This window comes from Pseudomonas sp. AN3A02, from assembly GCF_011765255.1.
Classification (GTDB): domain Bacteria; phylum Pseudomonadota; class Gammaproteobacteria; order Pseudomonadales; family Pseudomonadaceae; genus Aquipseudomonas.
This window is the reverse complement of the sequence record NZ_JAARNI010000001.1, coordinates 1,033,123-1,051,115: the sequence shown is the minus strand read 5'-3', so window position 1 is coordinate 1,051,115 and position 17,993 is coordinate 1,033,123. Positions and strand designations below refer to the sequence as shown.

Here is a 17,993-nt window from a genome sequence, read left to right as displayed (position 1 = left end):
GATCTGTGTCTGGCGCCGATTGCGACCGGACAGCAATAGCCTGATGAAGGACTGACGTTTCCCATGTTGACCATCGCACTGTCCAAGGGCCGCATCCTTGACGACACTTTGCCGCTTCTGGCTGAAGCGGGCATCGTGCCGACCGAGAATCCGGACAAGAGCCGCAAGCTGATCATCCCCACGACCCAGGACGACGTTCGCCTGCTGATCGTGCGTGCCACCGACGTGCCAACCTACGTTGAGCATGGCGCGGCCGACCTCGGCGTCGCGGGCAAAGACGTGTTGATGGAATACGGCGGCCAGGGCCTGTACGAGCCATTGGACCTGCGTATTGCCCTGTGCAAGCTGATGACCGCCGGCCGTGTCGGTGACGTCGAGCCTAAAGGCCGCCTGCGGGTGGCGACCAAGTTCGTCAACGTTGCCAAGCGTTACTACGCCGAGCAAGGCCGCCAGGTCGACATCATCAAGCTTTACGGCTCGATGGAACTGGCACCGCTGATCGGCCTGGCCGACAAGATCATCGACGTGGTCGACACCGGCAACACCCTGCGCGCCAACGGCCTGGAACCCCAGGACTTTATCGCCGACATCAGCTCCCGGCTGATCGTCAACAAAGCTTCGATGAAAATGCAGCACGCCCGTATCCAGGCGTTGATCGACACCCTGCGCAAGGCAGTGGAGTCTCGACACCGCGGTTGACTCACCCGCGCGGCCCTAAGCCGCGCCCGTCTATCCGCCTCATAGCCAGAATTCTCAGGTGCCCAAGCGGAAACGACTGCTAGTTTAGGGCGCCTGAGTTTTTGCCAATTCTATTGAGGCCCTCGCTATGACCACGTCCACTGCAATTGCCCGACTCAACGCTGCCGACCCGGATTTTGCCCATCATCTGGATCATCTGCTGAGCTGGGAAAGCGTGTCCGACGATTCGGTCAACCAGCGGGTGCTCGACATCATCAAGGCCGTGCGCGAGCGCGGTGATGCGGCGTTGGTGGATTTCACCCGGCAGTTCGATGGCCTGGACGTTGCCTCCATGGCCGACCTGATCCTGCCCCGCGAACGCCTGGAACTGGCCCTGACCCGCATCACCGCGCCCCAGCGCGAAGCCCTGGAAGTGGCGGCCGCGCGGGTGCGCAGCTACCACGAGAAACAGAAGCAGGACTCCTGGAGCTACACCGAGGCCGATGGCACCGTGCTGGGCCAGAAGGTCACGCCGCTGGATCGCGCCGGCCTGTACGTGCCGGGCGGTAAAGCGTCGTACCCGTCCTCTGTCCTGATGAACGCGATTCCGGCCAAGGTGGCCGGCGTGACCGAAGTGGTCATGGTCGTGCCTACGCCGCGCGGCGAAATTAACGAACTGGTGCTGGCAGCGGCCTGCATCGCGGGCGTTGATCGTGTCTTCACCATCGGCGGTGCCCAAGCGGTGGCGGCGCTGGCCTATGGCACCGAAAGCGTGCCGAAGGTCGACAAGGTGGTTGGCCCGGGCAACATCTACGTGGCCACTGCCAAGCGCCATGTGTTTGGCCAGGTCGGCATCGACATGATCGCCGGTCCTTCGGAAATCCTCGTGGTGTGTGACGGCCAGACCGACCCGGACTGGATAGCCATGGACCTGTTCTCCCAGGCCGAGCACGACGAAGACGCCCAGGCGATCCTGGTCAGCCCGGACGCCGAATTCCTGGACAAGGTCGCCGCCAGCATCGCCAAACTGCTGCCGACCATGGAGCGCGCCGAGATCATCGAGAAGTCGATCAATGGCCGTGGCGCCCTGATCCAGGTGCGCGACATGGACCAAGCCATCGAAGTGGCCAACCGCATCGCACCGGAGCACCTGGAGTTGTCCGTCGCCGACCCACAAGCCTGGCTGCCGCTGATTCGTCACGCCGGTGCGATCTTTATGGGCCGCCACACCAGCGAAGCCTTGGGTGACTACTGCGCCGGCCCCAACCACGTGCTGCCGACCTCAGGCACCGCGCGGTTCTCCTCGCCATTGGGTGTGTATGACTTCCAGAAGCGCTCGTCGATCATCTTCTGTTCGCCACAGGGCGCGTCGGAGCTGGGCAAGACCGCTTCCGTGCTGGCCCGTGGCGAGTCGCTGACTGCCCACGCCCGCAGCGCCGAATACCGCATCGTTGACGATAAGCAGGGGAACTGAAACATGAGCAAATTCTGGAGCCCGCTCGTCAAGGATCTCGTGCCTTACGTGCCCGGTGAGCAACCGAAGCTGACCAAGCTGGTGAAACTCAACACCAATGAAAACCCCTACGGCCCATCGCCCAAGGCGCTGGCTGCCATGCAGGCCGAGCTGAACGACAACCTGCGTTTGTACCCGGACCCCAACAGCGACCTGCTCAAGCAGGCGGTGGCGAAGTATTACGGGATCGACGCGGGCAAGGTGTTCCTCGGCAACGGTTCCGATGAAGTCCTGGCGCACATCTTCCACGGTTTGTTCCAGCACGACTTGCCGCTGCTGTTCCCGGACATCAGCTACAGCTTCTACCCGGTGTACTGCGGCCTTTACCGCATTGCGTTCGATGCAGTGCCGCTGGATGAACAGTTCCAGATCCGCGTGTCGGACTACGCCAGGCCCAACGGCGGGATCATCTTCCCGAACCCGAACGCGCCGACCGGCTGCGTGATGGCGCTGGATGCCGTGGAGCAAATCCTCAAGGCCAGCCCGGACTCGGTGGTGGTGGTCGATGAAGCCTATATCGACTTCGGCGGCGAAACCGCCATCAGCCTGGTGGACCGTTACCCGAACCTGCTGGTGACCCAAACCCTTTCTAAATCGCGCTCACTGGCCGGTTTGCGGGTAGGCCTGGCCGTGGGCCATCCGGACCTGATCGAGGCGCTGGAGCGGGTCAAGAACAGCTTCAACTCCTACCCGCTGGACCGTCTGGCGATTGTCGGTGCGGCCGCCGCGTTTGAAGACCGTGAGCACTTCGAGGACACCTGCCAGCGAGTGATCGACAGCCGTGAAAAGCTGGTGGGGCAGTTGCAGGCCAAAGGGTTTGAAGTGTTGCCGTCGGCGGCCAACTTCATCTTTGCCCGTCACCCACGGCACGACGCCGCCGGACTGGCAGCCAAAGTGCGGGAGCAAGGGGTGATTGTGCGGCACTTCAAGCAGGAGCGGATTGCCCAGTTCCTGCGGATCAGCATTGGCACGCCGGAGCAGAACCAGGCGCTGATTGATGCGTTGGGCGCGCTCTAAGCCACACTGTAGCTCAAAAAAATGTGGGAGCGGGCTTGCTCGCGAATGCGGTGGTTCAGTCACTGATGTGCTGAATGACACACTGCATTCGCGAGCAAGCCCGCTCCCACATTGGTTTTGCGTTGGCAGTTAGATCAGCGGCTCATCCGGCTTCTTGTTCTTCCAGCCATCATTGCCCGGCAGCAGCAGATTCAAGGCAATCGCTACCACCGCACACAGGGCGATGCCCTTCAGGCCAAAGTCATTCGGGCCAGTGCCGGTACCTACCAGTACACCGCCAATCCCGAACACCAGGGTCACCGACACAATCACCAGATTGCGCGCTTCGCCAAGGTCGATCTTGTGACGGATCAGCGTGTTCATCCCCACCGCGGCAATCGAGCCGAACAGCAGGCACAGAATGCCGCCCATCACCGGGATTGGAATGCTCTGCAGCAGCGCGCCGAACTTGCCGATAAACGCCAGGCTGATGGCAAACACCGCCGCCCAGGTCATGATTTTCGGGTTGTAGTTCTTGGTCAGCATCACGGCGCCCGTCACTTCCGCGTACGTCGTGTTGGGCGGGCCGCCGAACAGGCCGGCAGCGGTGGTGGCGATGCCGTCACCCAGTAGCGTGCGGTGCAGGCCAGGCTTCTTCAGGTAGTCGCGACCGGTCACGCTGCCCACGGCAATCACACCGCCGATGTGTTCGATCGCCGGGGCCAGGGCCACCGGGACGATAAACAGGATCGCCTGCCAGTTGAACTCTGGTGCAGTGAAGTGGGGCAGGGCGAACCACGGTGCAGCGGCGATCTTCGCGGTATCCACCACGCCGAAGTAGAACGCCATGGCGAAACCCACCAGCACGCCGGAGATGATCGGCACCAGGCGGAAAATGCCTTTGCCGAATACCGCCACGATCAACGTCGTCAGCAGCGCCGGCATCGAGATCAGCATGGCCGTTTTGTAAGGGATCAGCTCGGCACCGTCGCCACCTTTACCCATTGCCATGTTGGCGGCAATCGGCGCCATGGCCAGGCCGATGGAGATAATCACCGGGCCGATCACCACTGGCGGCAGCAGCCGGTCGATGAAACCAGTGCCTTTGATCTTCACCGCAGCGCCGAGGAAGGTATAAACGAAACCGGCCGCCATCACCCCACCCATGGTTGCCGCCAGGCCGAACTGCTGCTTGGCGAGGATGATCGGGGTGATAAACGCAAAGCTCGACGCCAGGAACACCGGCACTTGGCGCCCGGTGACCACTTGGAACAACAAAGTACCCAAGCCTGCGGTAAACAGGGCGACGTTTGGATCGAGACCGGTGATCAGCGGCATCAACACCAGCGCACCAAATGCTACGAAGAGCATCTGTGCGCCAGACAGGATCTGGCGCCAAAGCGGGTCGTTGAATTCATCCTGCATGGTCACGCGTCCTTCTGCTTGGTACCGAAGATCTTGTCGCCGGCATCGCCCAGGCCTGGGATGATGTAGCCGTGTTCGTTCAGGCGTTCATCGATGGACGCGGTGTAGATCAACACGTCCGGGTGGGCTTTCTCGACGGCGGCGATGCCTTCGGGAGCGGCTACCAGCACCATGGCGCGGATGTCCTTGCAGCCGGCTTTTTTCAGCAGGTCGATGGTGGCAACCATGGAGCTGCCGGTGGCGAGCATCGGGTCGATGATCATCGCCAGGCGCTCGTCGATTTCCGGTACGAGTTTTTCCAGGTAGGTGTGGGCCTGCAGTGTTTCTTCATTGCGGGCCACGCCCACGGCGCTGACCTTGGCGCCCGGGATCAGGCTGAGCACGCCTTCAAGCATGCCGATACCGGCGCGCAGGATCGGCACCACGGTAATCTTCTTGCCGGCGATTTTCTCGACCTGGACGGGACCGCACCAACCGTCGATCTCGTAGTTTTCCAGGGGCAGATCTTTGGTCGCCTCGTAGGTGAGCAGCGCTCCGACTTCCTGAGCAAGCTCACGGAAGTTCTTCGTGCTAATGTCGGCGCGGCGCATAAGGCCGAGTTTATGTCGGATCAGCGGGTGGCGGATCTCACGGATGGGCATGGGGAAAGGCTCCGGCGGCGGGCAAAAAAACCGGCCTAGATTAATCTATCCGAGGGTGTTGTCCTATAGACATCTAGTACGTTAGTCCATTAAGGCTTGAACGTTGCGCCTCACATGCGTACCTTTGCCCGCTTTTCTTGCCACAGCACCCCTTGGAGAGCGCCATGTCCGCTGATCTCGAGCATATCCGTCAAATCATGCGCGAGGCTGACTGCCTGTACACCGAAGCGCAAGTCGAAGAGGCCATCGCCAAGGTCGGCGCGCACATCTCCCGCGAAATGGCCGACACTAACCCGGTGGTCTTTTGCGTGATGAACGGTGGCCTGATTTTCGCCGGTAAATTGCTCACTCACCTGCAATTCCCGCTGGAAGCGTCCTACCTGCACGCCACCCGCTATCGCAATGAAACCAGCGGCGGCGACCTGTTCTGGAAAGCCAAGCCGGAAGTCTCGTTCATCGACCGCGATGTGTTGATCATCGACGACATCCTCGACGAAGGGCACACCCTGGGCGCGATCATCGACTTCTGCAAACACGCCGGCGCGCGCAAAGTGCACACCGCTGTGCTGATCGACAAGAATCACGACCGCAAGGCCCGTCCGGACCTCAAGGCCGATTATGTGGGCCTGCCGTGCATCGACCGCTACATTTTCGGTTACGGCATGGACTACAAAGGCTACTGGCGTAATGCCAACGGGATCTACGCCGTTAAGGGGATGTAATCAATGGCCAGCTTTCTTGATCAAACGCTGTTTGCGGAGTTGGCCGAGAAAGCGGCTGACAGCCCTCGTGGCCGGCATCACCACAACTTTCATCAGATGGAAGAGCCGTGCCATCGCATGGCCGTCGGGATGCAGCCCAACACCTATGTGCCGCCTCATCGTCATTTGAGTGCCGATAAGGCAGAAACCTTACTGGTGCTGAAGGGCCGCCTGGGCTTGTTGATTTTCAGCGAGACCGGCGAGGTGTTGGCCAAACGCGTGATGCAGGCGGGCGGTGAGTGCCAAGGCGTCGATTTGCCACCCGGTGTGTTTCACGGACTGGTGGTGTTGGAGCCCGACACCTTGATGTTCGAGTGCAAAGCCGGACCGTATAGACCGGTGGGCGAGGGTGAGCTGGCGAGTTGGGCTCCCCGTGAAGGCGATGCTGAAGTGGCTGAGTATCAGCGCTGGATGCTTGCCCAGTTCGATTGAGCTAAAGTGCTGGGCCATCTTCCACGGAGCGGCCCATGCGCTTTTTGATCCGCAGTTGCGCCGCCCTGGCGCTGACCCTCAGTTTGCCCCTGGCGGCCGCACCGGCGCCGTTGCACAGCCAGTTCCTGCCGCCTGACGACCTGACCCTGCGCGCCGAAACCCCGGATCAGCAGCAATTGCTGCAAGTCACCGAGTATTCGGTGGTGGTGGGTAATCAGCGCCAATCCACCCAGCAGCCGATCCCGGTGACCTCGCCGTTGATGATCCGCCTCAAGGGCAAGTCCCTGAACAAGGGCGCGACCATCGCCCAGGTGATCCTCAATTTCGATGCTGAAAGCAAAAGCCTGAAAAAACCGGTGTTCGACGATAAAAGCAAAACCCTGACCTTGTCGTACCCGATGACCCAGTATCGGGTCATCGTCGATTTGCTGCGCAACGACACGGTGTATGTGCAGTTCCTCAGTTACGCCAACGGCCATATCTGGGCTGATTTGCACACCGGCGCCGTGCGCGCCAAATAATCAAGCCGACGCGGATTCGGCCGTGTAAATACACTCAATGTGGGAGCTGGCTTGCCTGCGATAGCTATGTGTCAGTGATAAAGGGGTCAACTGACCTACCGCTATCGCAGGCAAGCCAGCTCCCACATTGGTCCGTGTAGCTTTCGAAGCCGCTGTGCCGCAGGTAAACTGCTTTTCCCGTGTAAATGTCTGCAGGCTGGAGTCGGTAATGCGTAAAGATAAGAAACAGCTGATTGGTGATGAAATCGGCGACGAGCAAATCAAGCTGTTCCTGGATTTCGAGCCGGTAGACGCCACTTCGCCGTCCCTGCACAAACTGATCAAGGCCTACCGTGGCCTGCGTATCGACGACTTCGAGCGCTTCCTGGGCTTTTTCAAGGAAGCCGGCCTGGACCTCGACGGCAAGGACGAGCACGGCCAGACCTTCGTTGAAGTGATCAAGGACCAGCGCAACGCCGCCGAGTACATCGAGCTGATCGAACAAGCCCGCGGCTGATTGTTGCGGACGAAAAAAAACGCCCCGGTCTCATCGTGAGATCGGGGCGTTTTTGCTTATTACTGTAGGAGCGAGCTTGCTCGCGAAGAACCTGAGAACGCCGCGTTAAACCAGGCGCGCTGCGTCATCGTTAACGTTTTTCGCGAGCAAGCTCGCTCCTGCGTCAACCAGTTCCAGGCTGATGTTGTTCTGCGTGTTGATCTTGCGATACAGCTCGGCATCGGTCTCCAGGACCTTTTCCCGAGCCGGGAAGATCTCGTGCAGCTTGGTCGCCCACTCACCGGCGGTTTTTTCCGGGAAGCAGCGTTCGATCAGTTCCAGCATGATCGACACCGTCACCGAAGCGCCCGGGGAAGCACCCAACAGAGCCGCCAACGAACCGTCCTTGGCCGCAACCAGTTCGGTACCGAATTGCAGCACGCCGCCTTTCTTCGGGTCTTTCTTGATGATCTGCACCCGTTGGCCGGCCACTTCCAGGCGCCAGTCTTCGGCTTTCGCTTCAGGGTAGAAGCGGCGCAGGGATTCCAGGCGCTGCTCCATGGATTGGCGCACTTCGCTGACCAGGTACTTGGTCAGGTCCATGTTGTCCCGGGCCACGGCCAGCATCGGGCCGATGTTGCCGGCGCGAATCGACATAGGCAGGTCAAGGAACGAACCGTGCTTGAGGAACTTGGTGGTGAAGCCGGCGTATGGCCCGAACAGCAGGGATTTCTTGCCGTCGACGACGCGGGTGTCCAGGTGCGGAACGGACATCGGTGGCGAACCCACGGCCGCCTGGCTGTAGACCTTGGCCTGGTGGTGCTTGACCACTTCCGGGTTGTCGCAACGCAGCCACTGGCCGCTGACCGGGAAGCCGCCGAAGCCTTTGCTTTCTTCGATGCCAGAAGCTTGCAGCAGCGGCAGGGCCGCGCCACCGGCGCCGAGGAACACGAACTTGGCATCTACATCACGGGAATTGCCGCTGTTGACGTCCTTGATGCTCACGGTCCAGCCGGCGCCGTTGCGCTTGAGGCCGGTGACGCGCTTGCTGTACTTGACCTGGGCATCCGGCGCGCTGGTCAGGTGCGAGAGCAACTGGTTGGTCAGGGCGCCGAAGTTGACGTCGGTGCCGTTCATCACGCGGGTGGCAGCGATTTTTTCGTCCAGCGGGCGACCGGGCATCATCAGCGGCATCCACTCGGCCATCTCGCTGCGATCTTCGGTGTAATGCATGTCCGAGAACGCGTGGTGCTGGCTGAGGGTTTCAAAGCGCTTCTTGAGGAACGACACGCCTTTCTCGCCCTGCACGAAGCTCAGGTGCGGCACGGGGCTGATAAAGGACTTGGACGAGCCGAAGGTGCCTTTCTTGGTCAAGTAGGCCCAGAACTGCTTCGACACCTCGAATTGGGTGTTGATGTGCACGGCTTTCTTGATGTCGATGGAGCCGTCAGCTGCCTGCGGTGTGTAGTTCAGCTCACACAGCCCGGCGTGGCCGGTACCGGCGTTGTTCCACGGGTTGGAACTTTCCGCGGCACCCGAATCCATCAGCTCAACGACTTCCAGCTTGAGGCCGGGGTCGAGCTCTTTGAGCAGTACGGCGAGGGTGGCACTCATGATGCCCGCACCTACCAGTACTACGTCGACTGCTTCGTTATGCGCCATTTAACGCGTCTCCAAAATCTGCAGCACCAAATTGACGGCATGGCTGCCAGGAGTGACGGGGCGGTTCACGTGATGCCCCAGGTTACCCATGGCCAGGATCGCCATGTCCGATTCTTCGCAATTTATCGCAAGCGGACGCTGCCGACCGGGCCTGATCTGCGTATGAACGCATTTAAGGGCGCCTGTGGCAATTCGACTTATGGTCAAGCTCGTCCGATCGTGCAACCAAATCCGTAGCGGACAGGCTTCAAGCTCCGGTTCTTGAGGAGTACTCGGTCCTGTGTGGTGGGGCTGTTCCAGACGCTGATGGTGCTTGTACAAACGCAAAACTATTCATTTGCTCGCCACACTCTTGTGAAGTTGTGAAAACCCGTTTTTTTCACGCTCTTTTGAAGACGTGAACCTCAAAAAAGGGCTGCCCCAGCCTGGCACCTGGCCCGAAATCACTGCCGGCAAGCGGCAAAATGGGCAAACAACTCAAGTGGCCGAGCGCATGGCAGCTCTGGCAGATTCGGGTAAAGACGATGGTTTGCAGAGAAAACAGCAAGCTCGCCAGCTTCACTCGATCTGTGTGGGCGGCTCTCTGTGGGCGGTGCGGGGAGCTAATACAGGAGCATTAGCGATGCTGCGAGGCCCGATCAGGAGACGTCCTTATAATCGGGGGGAGATTGTAGCGAAGAAATGCGCGCAAATGGGCGTGTTTAATGACTTTTATTAGCAGTCTGGTCAGGAGGCCAACACATGCCGTTGCTGTGGCTGCGAAACCCGTGGGTTGATCCGGGCGCTGGCCGGCAGCGGGCGGTGCATCCAGCTCAGGCGAGTCTCTTCGACTTCGACCCAGCCGTCACCGACGGGCGGCAGGCTGCATTGCTTGAAGGCCTGGCAGCAGCCTTGGGCATCGAGCAGGGCAAAGTGACGATGGCTGGTGTTGGAAAAGAACAATGATTTGAGAAGGCGCATGGTGTGTACCCGGTTCGTTACATGCTGCGAAGGTTGGCAGTCTGGCATGACAACGTGGTGACGGTTCTGTGTGAAAATTGTAATTTCGCCGACAGTTCAGGCGCCGTTCAGGATTTGTGGTGAGTAGCGAGCGCTCACCGTTATACTGGCGCCCTGTTTGCATCTAGTCCTGGAGAAATGAGTATGTTGCAACGCCTGTTGTTCGGTTTGATCACTGTGACCAGTTTGACCCTGGTTGGCTGCGCCCACAGCCCGCAACAACTCAGCCCGCAACCGAAAATTACCACCCAACTGGCGCCTGTGGGCCATGGCCAGCCGGTGTCGGTGCGTGTGGTTGATGGGCGTCCGTCGCCGACCCTCGGCACCCGTGGCGGCCTGTACCCGGAAACCAGCGCCATCACGGTGACCGGTGCCGACGTGCTGCCCAAGTTGCAAGCCCAGGCCGAAGCGGCTGTGCGCCTGCTGGGCTTCACCCCGTCCAACTCGCCCGGTGCTCCGCAACTGACCATCACCCTGGCCGAGCTGAAGTATCAGTCGCCCAAGGAAGGCCTGTACGTGACTGAAGCCACCATCGGCGCGACCTTCAAGTCCGACGTGACCGCCGGCACCCGTCGCTACAGCGGCCGTTACGGCGCATCCCTGGACCAGCGCTTCGGCATGGCGCCGAACCAGGAGACCAACACCAAGCTGGTCAGCGATGTGTTGAGCGATGCCCTGACGCGTCTGTTCAAGGACCCGAGCATCGGTTCGCTGCTTAGCTCGCAATAACTGTCAGGCGGGCGCGGAGCGCCCCAGTCGGCATTCCTTTGCGGCGCGTGGGAACGATCACCGGGCTCAGCGATGAGCCCGGTTTTTTTTCGCCTGCAGTTTTCATGCAGCCGTTTCGACATAAAAGTCCAGCACACTCACGCCAGTCAGCAAATCCAGCTCCGGCAGGTCGGCATGCTGATGCCCGCCGAGGGCGCAGTACACCAGCCAGTGGCGGTCCTGCACATTGAACGCCAGGCCGCCCACCAGCGCCTCTTGCTCATCACTTGGGGAAATCAGATACAGCCGATCCTGGTTCTGCGCGTGCAACATGACAAGCTCCCGGGCTTTCGAAGGGCAACAGAGTGGCTTGTTAAGGTGACGTTCAGGTGACGCTGTAAATTACTGGATACATTAGCCGTCAATGGGGAAGGAGTAATGACGCGCAGGCGGCGCATATCATTCAGGTTTGTATCTGGATTGATACCTGGACACTGATACATCGAGGTTTGCGATGTCGCTGACCGCACTACTGCTCAATTCCCTTGCCCTGTTGCTCGCCTGCCCGGCGGCTTGGTTGTTGTTTGTCACACGCCTGCGCGAACAGCGCGCGATGGCCAGGCTTGCCGCGCAAAGCGAGCTGCGGGCCATTGATCAACCGATGTTGTTTCTTGATGTGCTGACGCAACGTACCCATCGCCTGTTCTACCGGCTGGGTTTTGTCTGTCTGGGGCTGGCGTTGCTGGTTTCCTTGCTCAGTACCCGATTGTAAGAACACCCTGAAAACAAATGTGGGAGCGGGCTTGCTCGCGAATGCGGTGTATCAGTCACCAGATGTATTGACTGACACTCTGCATTCGCGAGCAAGCCCGCTCCCACATTAGGTTTGCGCTATTGCTGGTACCGGGTTACAGGGCAATCCCGGCCTTGACCCGGTACTGATTCCTCACCGGCGTCGCGTATTGCAGCACCAGATACGGCCGATGCTCTACCGGGCATGCATTCAAGCGCCGTTCCCACTCGGCTTTCGCCTTGGCCAACTCATCCGCAGGGAACACCTCGGCTGCGGTCGGCACCTGCAATTGCGGGTCGGCATCGCTCCATTGGGCGTACGCCAGGTAGTGCACCGGGAACAACCGATAACCGCCCAGAATCTGCCGGTCCATCTCGATCGCCAGCAGTTTGGTGTCTTCGAACGCCTCGGTGATCGGCGGCGCGAAGTTGACGTGCACCCGGCCCTTGTAACCGGTGATGCCCAGCGCAATGCTCACGTCATCTTCCCCCGGCGCCTTGCTGTAGGTGCCGGTGGTGGCGCGGATGTACAGCTCGCGGGCCTTGGCTGCGTCGCACGGGTCGTATTCGTAGCTGATGGACACCGGCGTCAGGTTCAGTGACTGGATGACTTCGGCGAACGGCTCGTCCTTGCGGCTCATGTGGAACATCTTGAGGATCGCCGATTCGGTGCGATCATCCCCATCCTTGGCGCGGCCTTCGGCCTGGGCGATCCAGATCGACTGGCAGTCATTGCGAATCGAATGGTTGATGTACGCCGACAGCAACTGATAAGCCGCCATCTTCTCTTTGCGCCCGGTGATCGAGCGGTGCACGATGAAACTCTTGTTCAGGCGCATCAAGTCGCTGACAAACGGCTTTTGCAGCAGGTTGTCACCGATGGCGATCCGTGGCGTGGGCAGGCCGGCGTGGTACACGGCGTAGTTGACGAAGGCCGGGTCCATCACGATGTCGCGGTGGTTGGCCAGGAACAGGTAGGCGCTGCCGGACTTGAACTGCTCGACGCCGGTGTAGGTCACCCCGTCGGTCGCCCGCTCGATGGTGTGGTCGACGTAAAACTCGACTTTGTCCTGTAGCGTGGCCACGGTGGTGACGCCGGCAAACTCACGGCGCAGTTTATGGGCGATCATCGGCTTGAGCAGCCAGCCGAAGGCGCCGGCAAAGCGCGGGAAGCGAAAGTGGGTCAGGATGTCCAGAAAGGCCTTGTCACTGAACAGTCGGGCCAGCACTGCCGGGACTTCGCTGTCGTTGTAAGGTCGGATGGTATCGAATTCGCCCATCATGCTCTCTTGTTAGAAACGGCTAGGGTAAGTAAAGGTTTGGAACAATAAATATCAGGGCGTGGTCCGGGCAATTGGCCGGGACGAAAAATAGCCCTGTAAATAGACCGGCGATTATACGCACAAGTCACCTTGGAGACCGCGATGGAAGAAGAGTCGTACGAATGTCCTTATTGTGGAGAGGTAGTCACCGCGCTACTGGACCTGTCGGCGGGCGATCAGGAATATATAGAGGACTGCCCGGTGTGCTGCCGGCCTATTGTTTTCGAGTTGCAGGTTCATGACGGCGAATGGATGCTCAACGTACGCAGTGAGAACGAATAAATAAAAGGTACGCCCATGCAGCGAATCTACGAGCCGGAAAACCTGATGGAAGGTGAGCTGCTGCAAGGCATGCTCGAAAGCGAGGGCGTCACCGCGCACCTGGTGGGGCGCGATTTGCTCGGTGGCACCGGCGAATTACCGATCTATGGCCTGCTGGCCCTGGCAGTGGAGAATGACCAGGCGGCCTACGCCCGTGAGCTGATCACTGCCTACAACGGCGCGCAACCGGTGCCCGGCGATGAACCCGACAGCTTTCCCGACGTGTTGGTCTGTTAGGCTGTCGGCCAGTTTCTCCAAGAGTCGTGTTGCCCCATGTGTGGACGTTATGCCCTGTTTCGCTGGAACCCCTCGTTTGCTGCCTTGCCGGGCTTTCCGGCCGACCAGCAGGCCCAGTGGAACATTTCTCCGAATGATTCGGTGCTGATCCAGCGCCTCAGCGACGGCCAGCACACCCTGGCTCGGGCGCGCTGGGGCCTGACGCCGCCCTGGCTGACCGATCTCTCGCGCACTCCTGCCCATGCCCGCGCGGAAACCCTGGCAGAGCAACCGATGTTTCGCGAAGCCTTTCGCCAGCGCCGCTGCCTGTTGCCGGCCAATGGTTTCTACGAGTGGCGCGGCACTCAGCGCAAGCGCCCTTACTGGCTGACGCCGGGGGAGGGCAGCACGCTGTTTTTTGCGGCGATCTGGGAAGCGTATCCGGTGCAGGAACAGGTGTGGCTGAGTACGGCGGTGGTGACCCAGGCTGCGCAGAGTCAGCGCCGGCCGCTCATTCTGGATGCGGCGGGGCAGGCCGCCTGGTTGAACCCCGAGACACCGTTGCACACCTTGCAGGCTTTGTTGGCCAGTGAGCCCACCGCATTGCGCGAGCGGGTACTGGCCAACATGGTCAACGATCCGAAGCTGAATGGACCGGAGTGCCTGACTCCGGGTTAAACCTAGAAGGCGCCAATGTGGGATATGTCTGAAATCAGGTGGCTACACGTCTGTTGTATCTGGCGTCGATACAATTGGCCGACTACGATACGCGCCATGTTTCCAGGGAGCAGGTTGATGAAAAAGACGGTAGCGGTATGTGCGTTGGGCGCGGCGGTATTGCTCGCGGGTTGTCAGTCGGTCAACACCACCAGCGGCGGCGCCGTGGGGGTTGAGCGCAAGCAGTACATGTTCAGCATGTTGTCGAGCCAGGAAGTCGACCAGATGTATGCGCAGTCGTACCAGCAGACCCTGGGTGAAGCCAGTGGCAAAGGGCTGGTGGACAAGACCAGTGCCAACGCCAAGCGCGTGCAGGCAATTGCCAACCGCTTGATCGCCCAGGCGCCTACCTTCCGCCCGGATGCGGCGCAGTGGAAGTGGGAAGTGAACCTGATCAAAAGTGACGAGATGAACGCCAACTGCGGGCCTGGCGGCAAGATCTTTGTCTACAGCGCGTTGATCGACAATCTCAAGCTGACCGACGACGAACTCGCCGCCGTGATGGGCCATGAAATTGCCCACGCCTTGCGTGAGCACGGTCGCGAAGCCATGTCCAAGGCTTACGGTATCGAAATGGCGAAGCAGGGAGCCGGTGCCTTGTTCGGCCTGGGTCAGGACAGCCTGGCGCTGGCCGATACCGTGGCCAACTACGGCATGACCTTGCCCAACAGCCGCAGCAATGAAAACGAAGCGGACCTGATTGGCCTGGAGTTGTCGGCGCGTGCCGGTTACAACCCGAACGCGGCAATTACCCTGTGGAACAAAATGGCCAAGGCCTCGGAAGGCTCGCCACCTGAGTTCATGAGCACTCACCCGGCGTCCGACAGCCGGATCGCCTCGTTGCAGGCGGCGATTCCGAAGGTGATGCCGTTGTATCAGCAGGCCAAAAAATCCTGAGAATGATCATTCCCACACCGTGTGTGGGAATGACCTGGCTTACCTAGATCCAGCCACTGCTCTGCATGGCCTTGTACACCGCAACAATGGCCAGGATGAAAAACGCCGTAGCCGCCAGTCGACGAATCAGCGTCAGCGGCAATTTGTCCGCCGCGAAATTCCCCGCCAGCACCACCGGTACGTTGGCAATCAACATGCCCAGGGTCGTGCCGATAATCACCAGCCACAGTTCCGGGTATTGCGCCGCGAGCATCACGGTAGCGATCTGGGTCTTGTCGCCGATTTCCGCGAGGAAGAACGCGATCAACGTGGTCAGGAATGGCCCGAACTTGCGGGAAGTACTGGCTTCGTCATCGTCGAGCTTGTCGGGCACCAGGGTCCAGAGCGCGGTGGCACAGAAGCTCGCCGCGAGGATCCAGTGCAATACCGCATCCGAGAAGAAACTCCCGAACCAGGCCCCCACGGCACCGGCGGCCGCATGGTTGGCCAGGGTCGCGGCGACGATGCCGGCGATGATCGGCCAGGGTTTGCGAAAGCGTGCAGCGAGAATGAGCGCGAGCAGTTGCGTCTTGTCGCCAATTTCGGCCAAGGCAACGATTGCGGTAGGGACAAGCAGGGAATCCAGCATCAGGTAAGTTCCAGGGGCGGGTCGACACGGCTATGACACGTACAGCCTTCCCGCCCCGGGTAAGGTGTTCGTGTCATAGGTCTTGTCAAACCCCGGTCCGTCTGTGCGGACTCCTGGGTCGCATACGCCATGGCCTGTTGACCAAGTATGTTGACGTATGCCGGACGAGCGTGGCGCTCGTGGGAGACTACTCCCCTAGGACGGAGCGGATTCTGCCTAGGCAAAATCCATTCGGCAAGCCTTCTTTTGGAAAAAGATTTCAGCCGCGCTTGGCACGGTAAATGCGAAAACCCTGGCCTTCTGCCTTGATTGCGCACACCCCAAGATGCTCTTCGATCAGCGGCTGATACTTCAGGAAGCTATTCGCCACCAGTCGCAGTTCGCCGCCTTTTGCCAGATGTTTGGCTGCTTTTCGCAGCAAGTTCTCGGTGGCGAAATAATCGGTGTGCACCCCGACATGGAATGGCGGGTTGCTCAAAATCGTGTTCAGATTCATCGGTGCTGCGTCGATGCCATCACCGGTCAACACCTCGGCTTCCAAGCCGTTGGCCGCCAAGGTGAGGCGACTGCTGGCGGCAGCAAAGGCATCCACGTCGAGCATCGTCACCGTGTTATGCGGATAGCGACGTTTCACTGCGGCCCCAAGCACGCCAGCCCCACAACCGAAATCCAGCAAGTGACCGCTTGGCAACTTGTCCAGATGTTCCAGCAACAGCGCAGTGCCGCGGTCCAGGCGACCGTGGCTGAACACGCCCGGCAGGCTCACCACCTTGAGCGGCCCTTCAGCCAGCGGCACCTCGAACACCTGCGCCAGGCTTTCCAGCTCAACCGGCTCGGGGGCATTGGCCACCGTGACCAGCCACAACTGGCAGTGCCGCGCATTGTCGAGCTTGCGCGGTTTGCCGAACGGGTTCAGTTGCTTGGCAGCACTTTCGATACCGCCTTTCTTTTCCCCGACCAGGTACAACTCTTTGCCGGGCAAACGCGCCGCCACGGCATTGAGCAGGTAGTCGGTCAGGTCCTTGGACTTGGGCAGGAACACCACCGCCGTGTCGAACGAACGCTCGGGCACGTTCACGCCGAACTGGCTGCGCTCGGCAAAACGCGCGTCCAGCGCGGCCTGGTCGCCGGCGTGCCAGCTCCAGCCATGGGCGTTGGGCAGGCGGCCCAGCAGGTCGTCGGCGGGCAAGCCCACCAGCAGCACGTCGCCTTGAAAAAGTTCGGCCTGGCGAAGCAGTACTTCACTGCGCGGATCCATGGTCTGCTCCTTGAAAAGGGGCGCAGTTTATCAACTGACGACGCGCAGCGGGGCGCCGCTGAAAAAGCCCTGAGCGTTTTCGATCAATTGGCCGACGATCCGCTGCCGGGCTTCGCGGCTGCCCCAGGCGTTGTGGGGGGTGACGATCAAGCGCGGGATGTCGCCGGCCAGCAACGGGTTGCCGTTGACCGGGGGTTCCACGCTCAACACATCGGTCGCCGCGCCGCCCAGATGACCGCTGCGCAGGGCATCGGCCAAGGCTTGTTCATTGATCAGACCACCGCGGGCCGTGTTGACGATGAAGGCGCCGGGCTTGAGCAAGGCGAGTTCGCGGGCACCGATCAAGTCACGGGTGTGCTCGTTGAGCGGGCAGTGCAGGGTCAGCGCGTCGACCTGCGCCAGCAGTTCGTCCAGCGGCACGCGATCGGCGCGGGCCGGGCGGCCTGGAATCGCACCCAGGATCACGCGCATACCGAAGGCTTCAGCCAGGCGCGAAACGGCGCCGCCCAACTCGCCATGGCCCAGCAGGCCGAGGGTTTTGCCTTCCAGCTCGACGATCGGATGGTCCAGCAGGCAGAACTGCTTGGCTTTTTGCCAGAGCCCCGCTTGCACATCCCGCTGATAGTCGTTCAAGCGCGTCGCCAGATTGAGCAACAGCATGATCGTATGCTGCGCCACCGACGGCGTGCCGTAACCCTGGCAATTGCTCACGGTAACGCCGTGGGCGCGGGCGGCGGCGAGGTCGACGTTGTTGGTGCCGGTGGCGGTGACCAGGATCAGCTTCAGCTCGGGGCAGGCCGCCAGGGTCTCGGCATTCAGCGCGATCTTGTTGCTGATGGCCACCTGCGCGCCTTGCAAGCGTTCGATAATGTTTTCGGGTGTGGTCTGCTGGTGCAGGCTCAGTTCGCTGAAGAGTGCCCGCAACCCGTTGAGGTCCAGGTCCCCGAGGTCCAGGGAAGGGTGATCAAGGAAGACGGCGCGGCGATTGTTCATTATCAACTGTACCTTTTGCGGCGAGGTTCGAAGGCGTA

Annotated in this window: 23 protein-coding genes and 1 riboswitch; of the genes, 14 read left to right on the top strand and 9 right to left on the bottom strand. The window is 60.6% G+C overall.

The genetic code is table 11. From position 1 onward, the window contains the following. The first annotated feature begins 63 nt into the window (after positions 1-63). From hisG to hisC, 3 genes are all read left to right on the top strand, one after another. Positions 64-699 (top strand): ATP phosphoribosyltransferase, encoded by a 636-nt coding sequence (gene hisG / locus HBJ59_RS04945; RefSeq protein WP_003188599.1) that lies wholly within the window; start codon positions 64-66, stop codon positions 697-699. Between the two features lie 127 nt (positions 700-826). Then, on the top strand, positions 827-2,152 hold the full coding sequence (gene hisD, locus HBJ59_RS04940) for a histidinol dehydrogenase (RefSeq protein WP_076014422.1): 1,326 nt from the start codon (positions 827-829) through the stop codon (positions 2,150-2,152). A gap of 3 nt (positions 2,153-2,155) precedes the next feature. Next, complete coding sequence (gene hisC, locus HBJ59_RS04935; protein WP_167662896.1) at positions 2,156-3,208, top strand: histidinol-phosphate transaminase; 1,053 nt, start codon at positions 2,156-2,158, stop codon at positions 3,206-3,208. Positions 3,209-3,337: 129 nt separating this feature from the next. Here hisC and HBJ59_RS04930 read toward each other — a convergent pair whose 3' ends face one another. Together HBJ59_RS04930 and upp are read right to left on the bottom strand one after the other, a co-directional pair. Further along, positions 3,338-4,612, bottom strand: coding sequence for a uracil-xanthine permease family protein (locus HBJ59_RS04930; protein WP_076014420.1), 1,275 nt, complete (start codon positions 4,610-4,612; stop codon positions 3,338-3,340). 2 nt (positions 4,613-4,614) lie between these two features. Continuing rightward, positions 4,615-5,253 carry a uracil phosphoribosyltransferase gene (upp, locus tag HBJ59_RS04925; RefSeq protein ID WP_088422747.1) on the bottom strand — a complete coding sequence of 213 codons (639 nt, stop codon included), beginning with the start codon at positions 5,251-5,253 and terminating at the stop codon, positions 4,615-4,617. A gap of 164 nt (positions 5,254-5,417) precedes the next feature. On the opposite strand from upp, the gene HBJ59_RS04920 reads away from it, so the two are divergent. The 4 genes from HBJ59_RS04920 to HBJ59_RS04905 all read left to right on the top strand — a co-directional run bounded on the left by HBJ59_RS04920 (position 5,418) and on the right by HBJ59_RS04905 (position 7,463). Then, positions 5,418-5,975: a hypoxanthine-guanine phosphoribosyltransferase gene (locus HBJ59_RS04920; RefSeq protein WP_076014418.1), complete on the top strand. Its 558-nt coding sequence runs from the start codon at positions 5,418-5,420 to the stop codon at positions 5,973-5,975. 3 nt (positions 5,976-5,978) lie between these two features. Next, a complete protein-coding gene (locus tag HBJ59_RS04915; protein ID WP_167662895.1) occupies positions 5,979-6,446 on the top strand; it encodes a WbuC family cupin fold metalloprotein in 468 nt (155 codons plus the stop codon). Between the two features lie 35 nt (positions 6,447-6,481). After that, positions 6,482-6,967: a hypothetical protein gene (locus HBJ59_RS04910; protein ID WP_076014416.1), complete on the top strand. Its 486-nt coding sequence runs from the start codon at positions 6,482-6,484 to the stop codon at positions 6,965-6,967. A gap of 208 nt (positions 6,968-7,175) precedes the next feature. Next, positions 7,176-7,463, top strand: a complete 288-nt coding sequence (locus HBJ59_RS04905) for a PA4642 family protein (RefSeq protein ID WP_076014415.1) — start codon at positions 7,176-7,178, stop codon at positions 7,461-7,463. Between the two features lie 105 nt (positions 7,464-7,568). On the opposite strand, the gene mqo is transcribed toward HBJ59_RS04905, so the two are convergent. Next, a complete protein-coding gene (mqo, locus tag HBJ59_RS04900; RefSeq protein ID WP_167662894.1) occupies positions 7,569-9,104 on the bottom strand; it encodes a malate dehydrogenase (quinone) in 1,536 nt (511 codons plus the stop codon). 397 nt (positions 9,105-9,501) lie between these two features. Between mqo and HBJ59_RS04895 the strand changes: the two genes are divergently transcribed. Then, a complete protein-coding gene (locus HBJ59_RS04895) occupies positions 9,502-9,822 on the top strand; it encodes a hypothetical protein (protein ID WP_143503552.1) in 321 nt (106 codons plus the stop codon). An 8-nt stretch (positions 9,823-9,830) separates the two neighbouring features. Here the strand turns inward: HBJ59_RS04895 and HBJ59_RS04890 are convergent, their stop codons facing one another. Next, positions 9,831-10,064 carry a hypothetical protein gene (locus HBJ59_RS04890; protein ID WP_167662893.1) on the bottom strand — a complete coding sequence of 78 codons (234 nt, stop codon included), beginning with the start codon at positions 10,062-10,064 and terminating at the stop codon, positions 9,831-9,833. A 183-nt stretch (positions 10,065-10,247) separates the two neighbouring features. On the opposite strand from HBJ59_RS04890, the gene HBJ59_RS04885 reads away from it, so the two are divergent. Then, a complete protein-coding gene (locus tag HBJ59_RS04885; RefSeq protein WP_003216157.1) occupies positions 10,248-10,832 on the top strand; it encodes a YajG family lipoprotein in 585 nt (194 codons plus the stop codon). Between the two features lie 102 nt (positions 10,833-10,934). Here the strand turns inward: HBJ59_RS04885 and HBJ59_RS04880 are convergent, their stop codons facing one another. Then, positions 10,935-11,144: a hypothetical protein gene (locus HBJ59_RS04880; RefSeq protein WP_076014412.1), complete on the bottom strand. Its 210-nt coding sequence runs from the start codon at positions 11,142-11,144 to the stop codon at positions 10,935-10,937. A 181-nt stretch (positions 11,145-11,325) separates the two neighbouring features. On the opposite strand from HBJ59_RS04880, the gene HBJ59_RS04875 reads away from it, so the two are divergent. Continuing rightward, positions 11,326-11,583 carry a hypothetical protein gene (locus HBJ59_RS04875; protein ID WP_076014411.1) on the top strand — a complete coding sequence of 86 codons (258 nt, stop codon included), beginning with the start codon at positions 11,326-11,328 and terminating at the stop codon, positions 11,581-11,583. Between the two features lie 136 nt (positions 11,584-11,719). Here HBJ59_RS04875 and HBJ59_RS04870 read toward each other — a convergent pair whose 3' ends face one another. After that, positions 11,720-12,883, bottom strand: coding sequence for a 1-acyl-sn-glycerol-3-phosphate acyltransferase (locus HBJ59_RS04870; protein WP_178124243.1), 1,164 nt, complete (start codon positions 12,881-12,883; stop codon positions 11,720-11,722). Between the two features lie 144 nt (positions 12,884-13,027). Here HBJ59_RS04870 and HBJ59_RS04865 point away from each other — a divergent pair, with 144 nt between their 5' ends. From HBJ59_RS04865 to HBJ59_RS04850, 4 genes are all read left to right on the top strand, one after another. Beyond that, positions 13,028-13,207, top strand: a complete 180-nt coding sequence (locus HBJ59_RS04865) for a CPXCG motif-containing cysteine-rich protein (RefSeq protein ID WP_003216161.1) — start codon at positions 13,028-13,030, stop codon at positions 13,205-13,207. Positions 13,208-13,222: 15 nt separating this feature from the next. Then, the gene (locus HBJ59_RS04860; protein ID WP_076014409.1) at positions 13,223-13,483 is read left to right on the top strand and encodes a putative signal transducing protein; all 261 of its coding nucleotides are present in this window, start codon (positions 13,223-13,225) and stop codon (positions 13,481-13,483) included. Positions 13,484-13,519: 36 nt separating this feature from the next. Next, complete coding sequence (locus HBJ59_RS04855; RefSeq protein ID WP_076014408.1) at positions 13,520-14,140, top strand: SOS response-associated peptidase; 621 nt, start codon at positions 13,520-13,522, stop codon at positions 14,138-14,140. Between the two features lie 117 nt (positions 14,141-14,257). Next, on the top strand, positions 14,258-15,076 hold the full coding sequence (locus tag HBJ59_RS04850; protein WP_076014407.1) for a M48 family metallopeptidase: 819 nt from the start codon (positions 14,258-14,260) through the stop codon (positions 15,074-15,076). Between the two features lie 43 nt (positions 15,077-15,119). Here the strand turns inward: HBJ59_RS04850 and HBJ59_RS04845 are convergent, their stop codons facing one another. From HBJ59_RS04845 to HBJ59_RS04835, 3 genes are all read right to left on the bottom strand, one after another. Further along, positions 15,120-15,704: a TMEM165/GDT1 family protein gene (locus HBJ59_RS04845; protein WP_003216166.1), complete on the bottom strand. Its 585-nt coding sequence runs from the start codon at positions 15,702-15,704 to the stop codon at positions 15,120-15,122. 88 nt (positions 15,705-15,792) lie between these two features. Continuing rightward, positions 15,793-15,912, bottom strand: a riboswitch (yybP-ykoY riboswitch). A gap of 51 nt (positions 15,913-15,963) precedes the next feature. Continuing rightward, positions 15,964-16,962: a class I SAM-dependent methyltransferase gene (locus tag HBJ59_RS04840; protein ID WP_063027185.1), complete on the bottom strand. Its 999-nt coding sequence runs from the start codon at positions 16,960-16,962 to the stop codon at positions 15,964-15,966. 30 nt (positions 16,963-16,992) lie between these two features. After that, a complete protein-coding gene (locus HBJ59_RS04835) occupies positions 16,993-17,958 on the bottom strand; it encodes a 2-hydroxyacid dehydrogenase (protein ID WP_167663430.1) in 966 nt (321 codons plus the stop codon). Positions 17,959-17,993 lie beyond the last annotated feature (35 nt).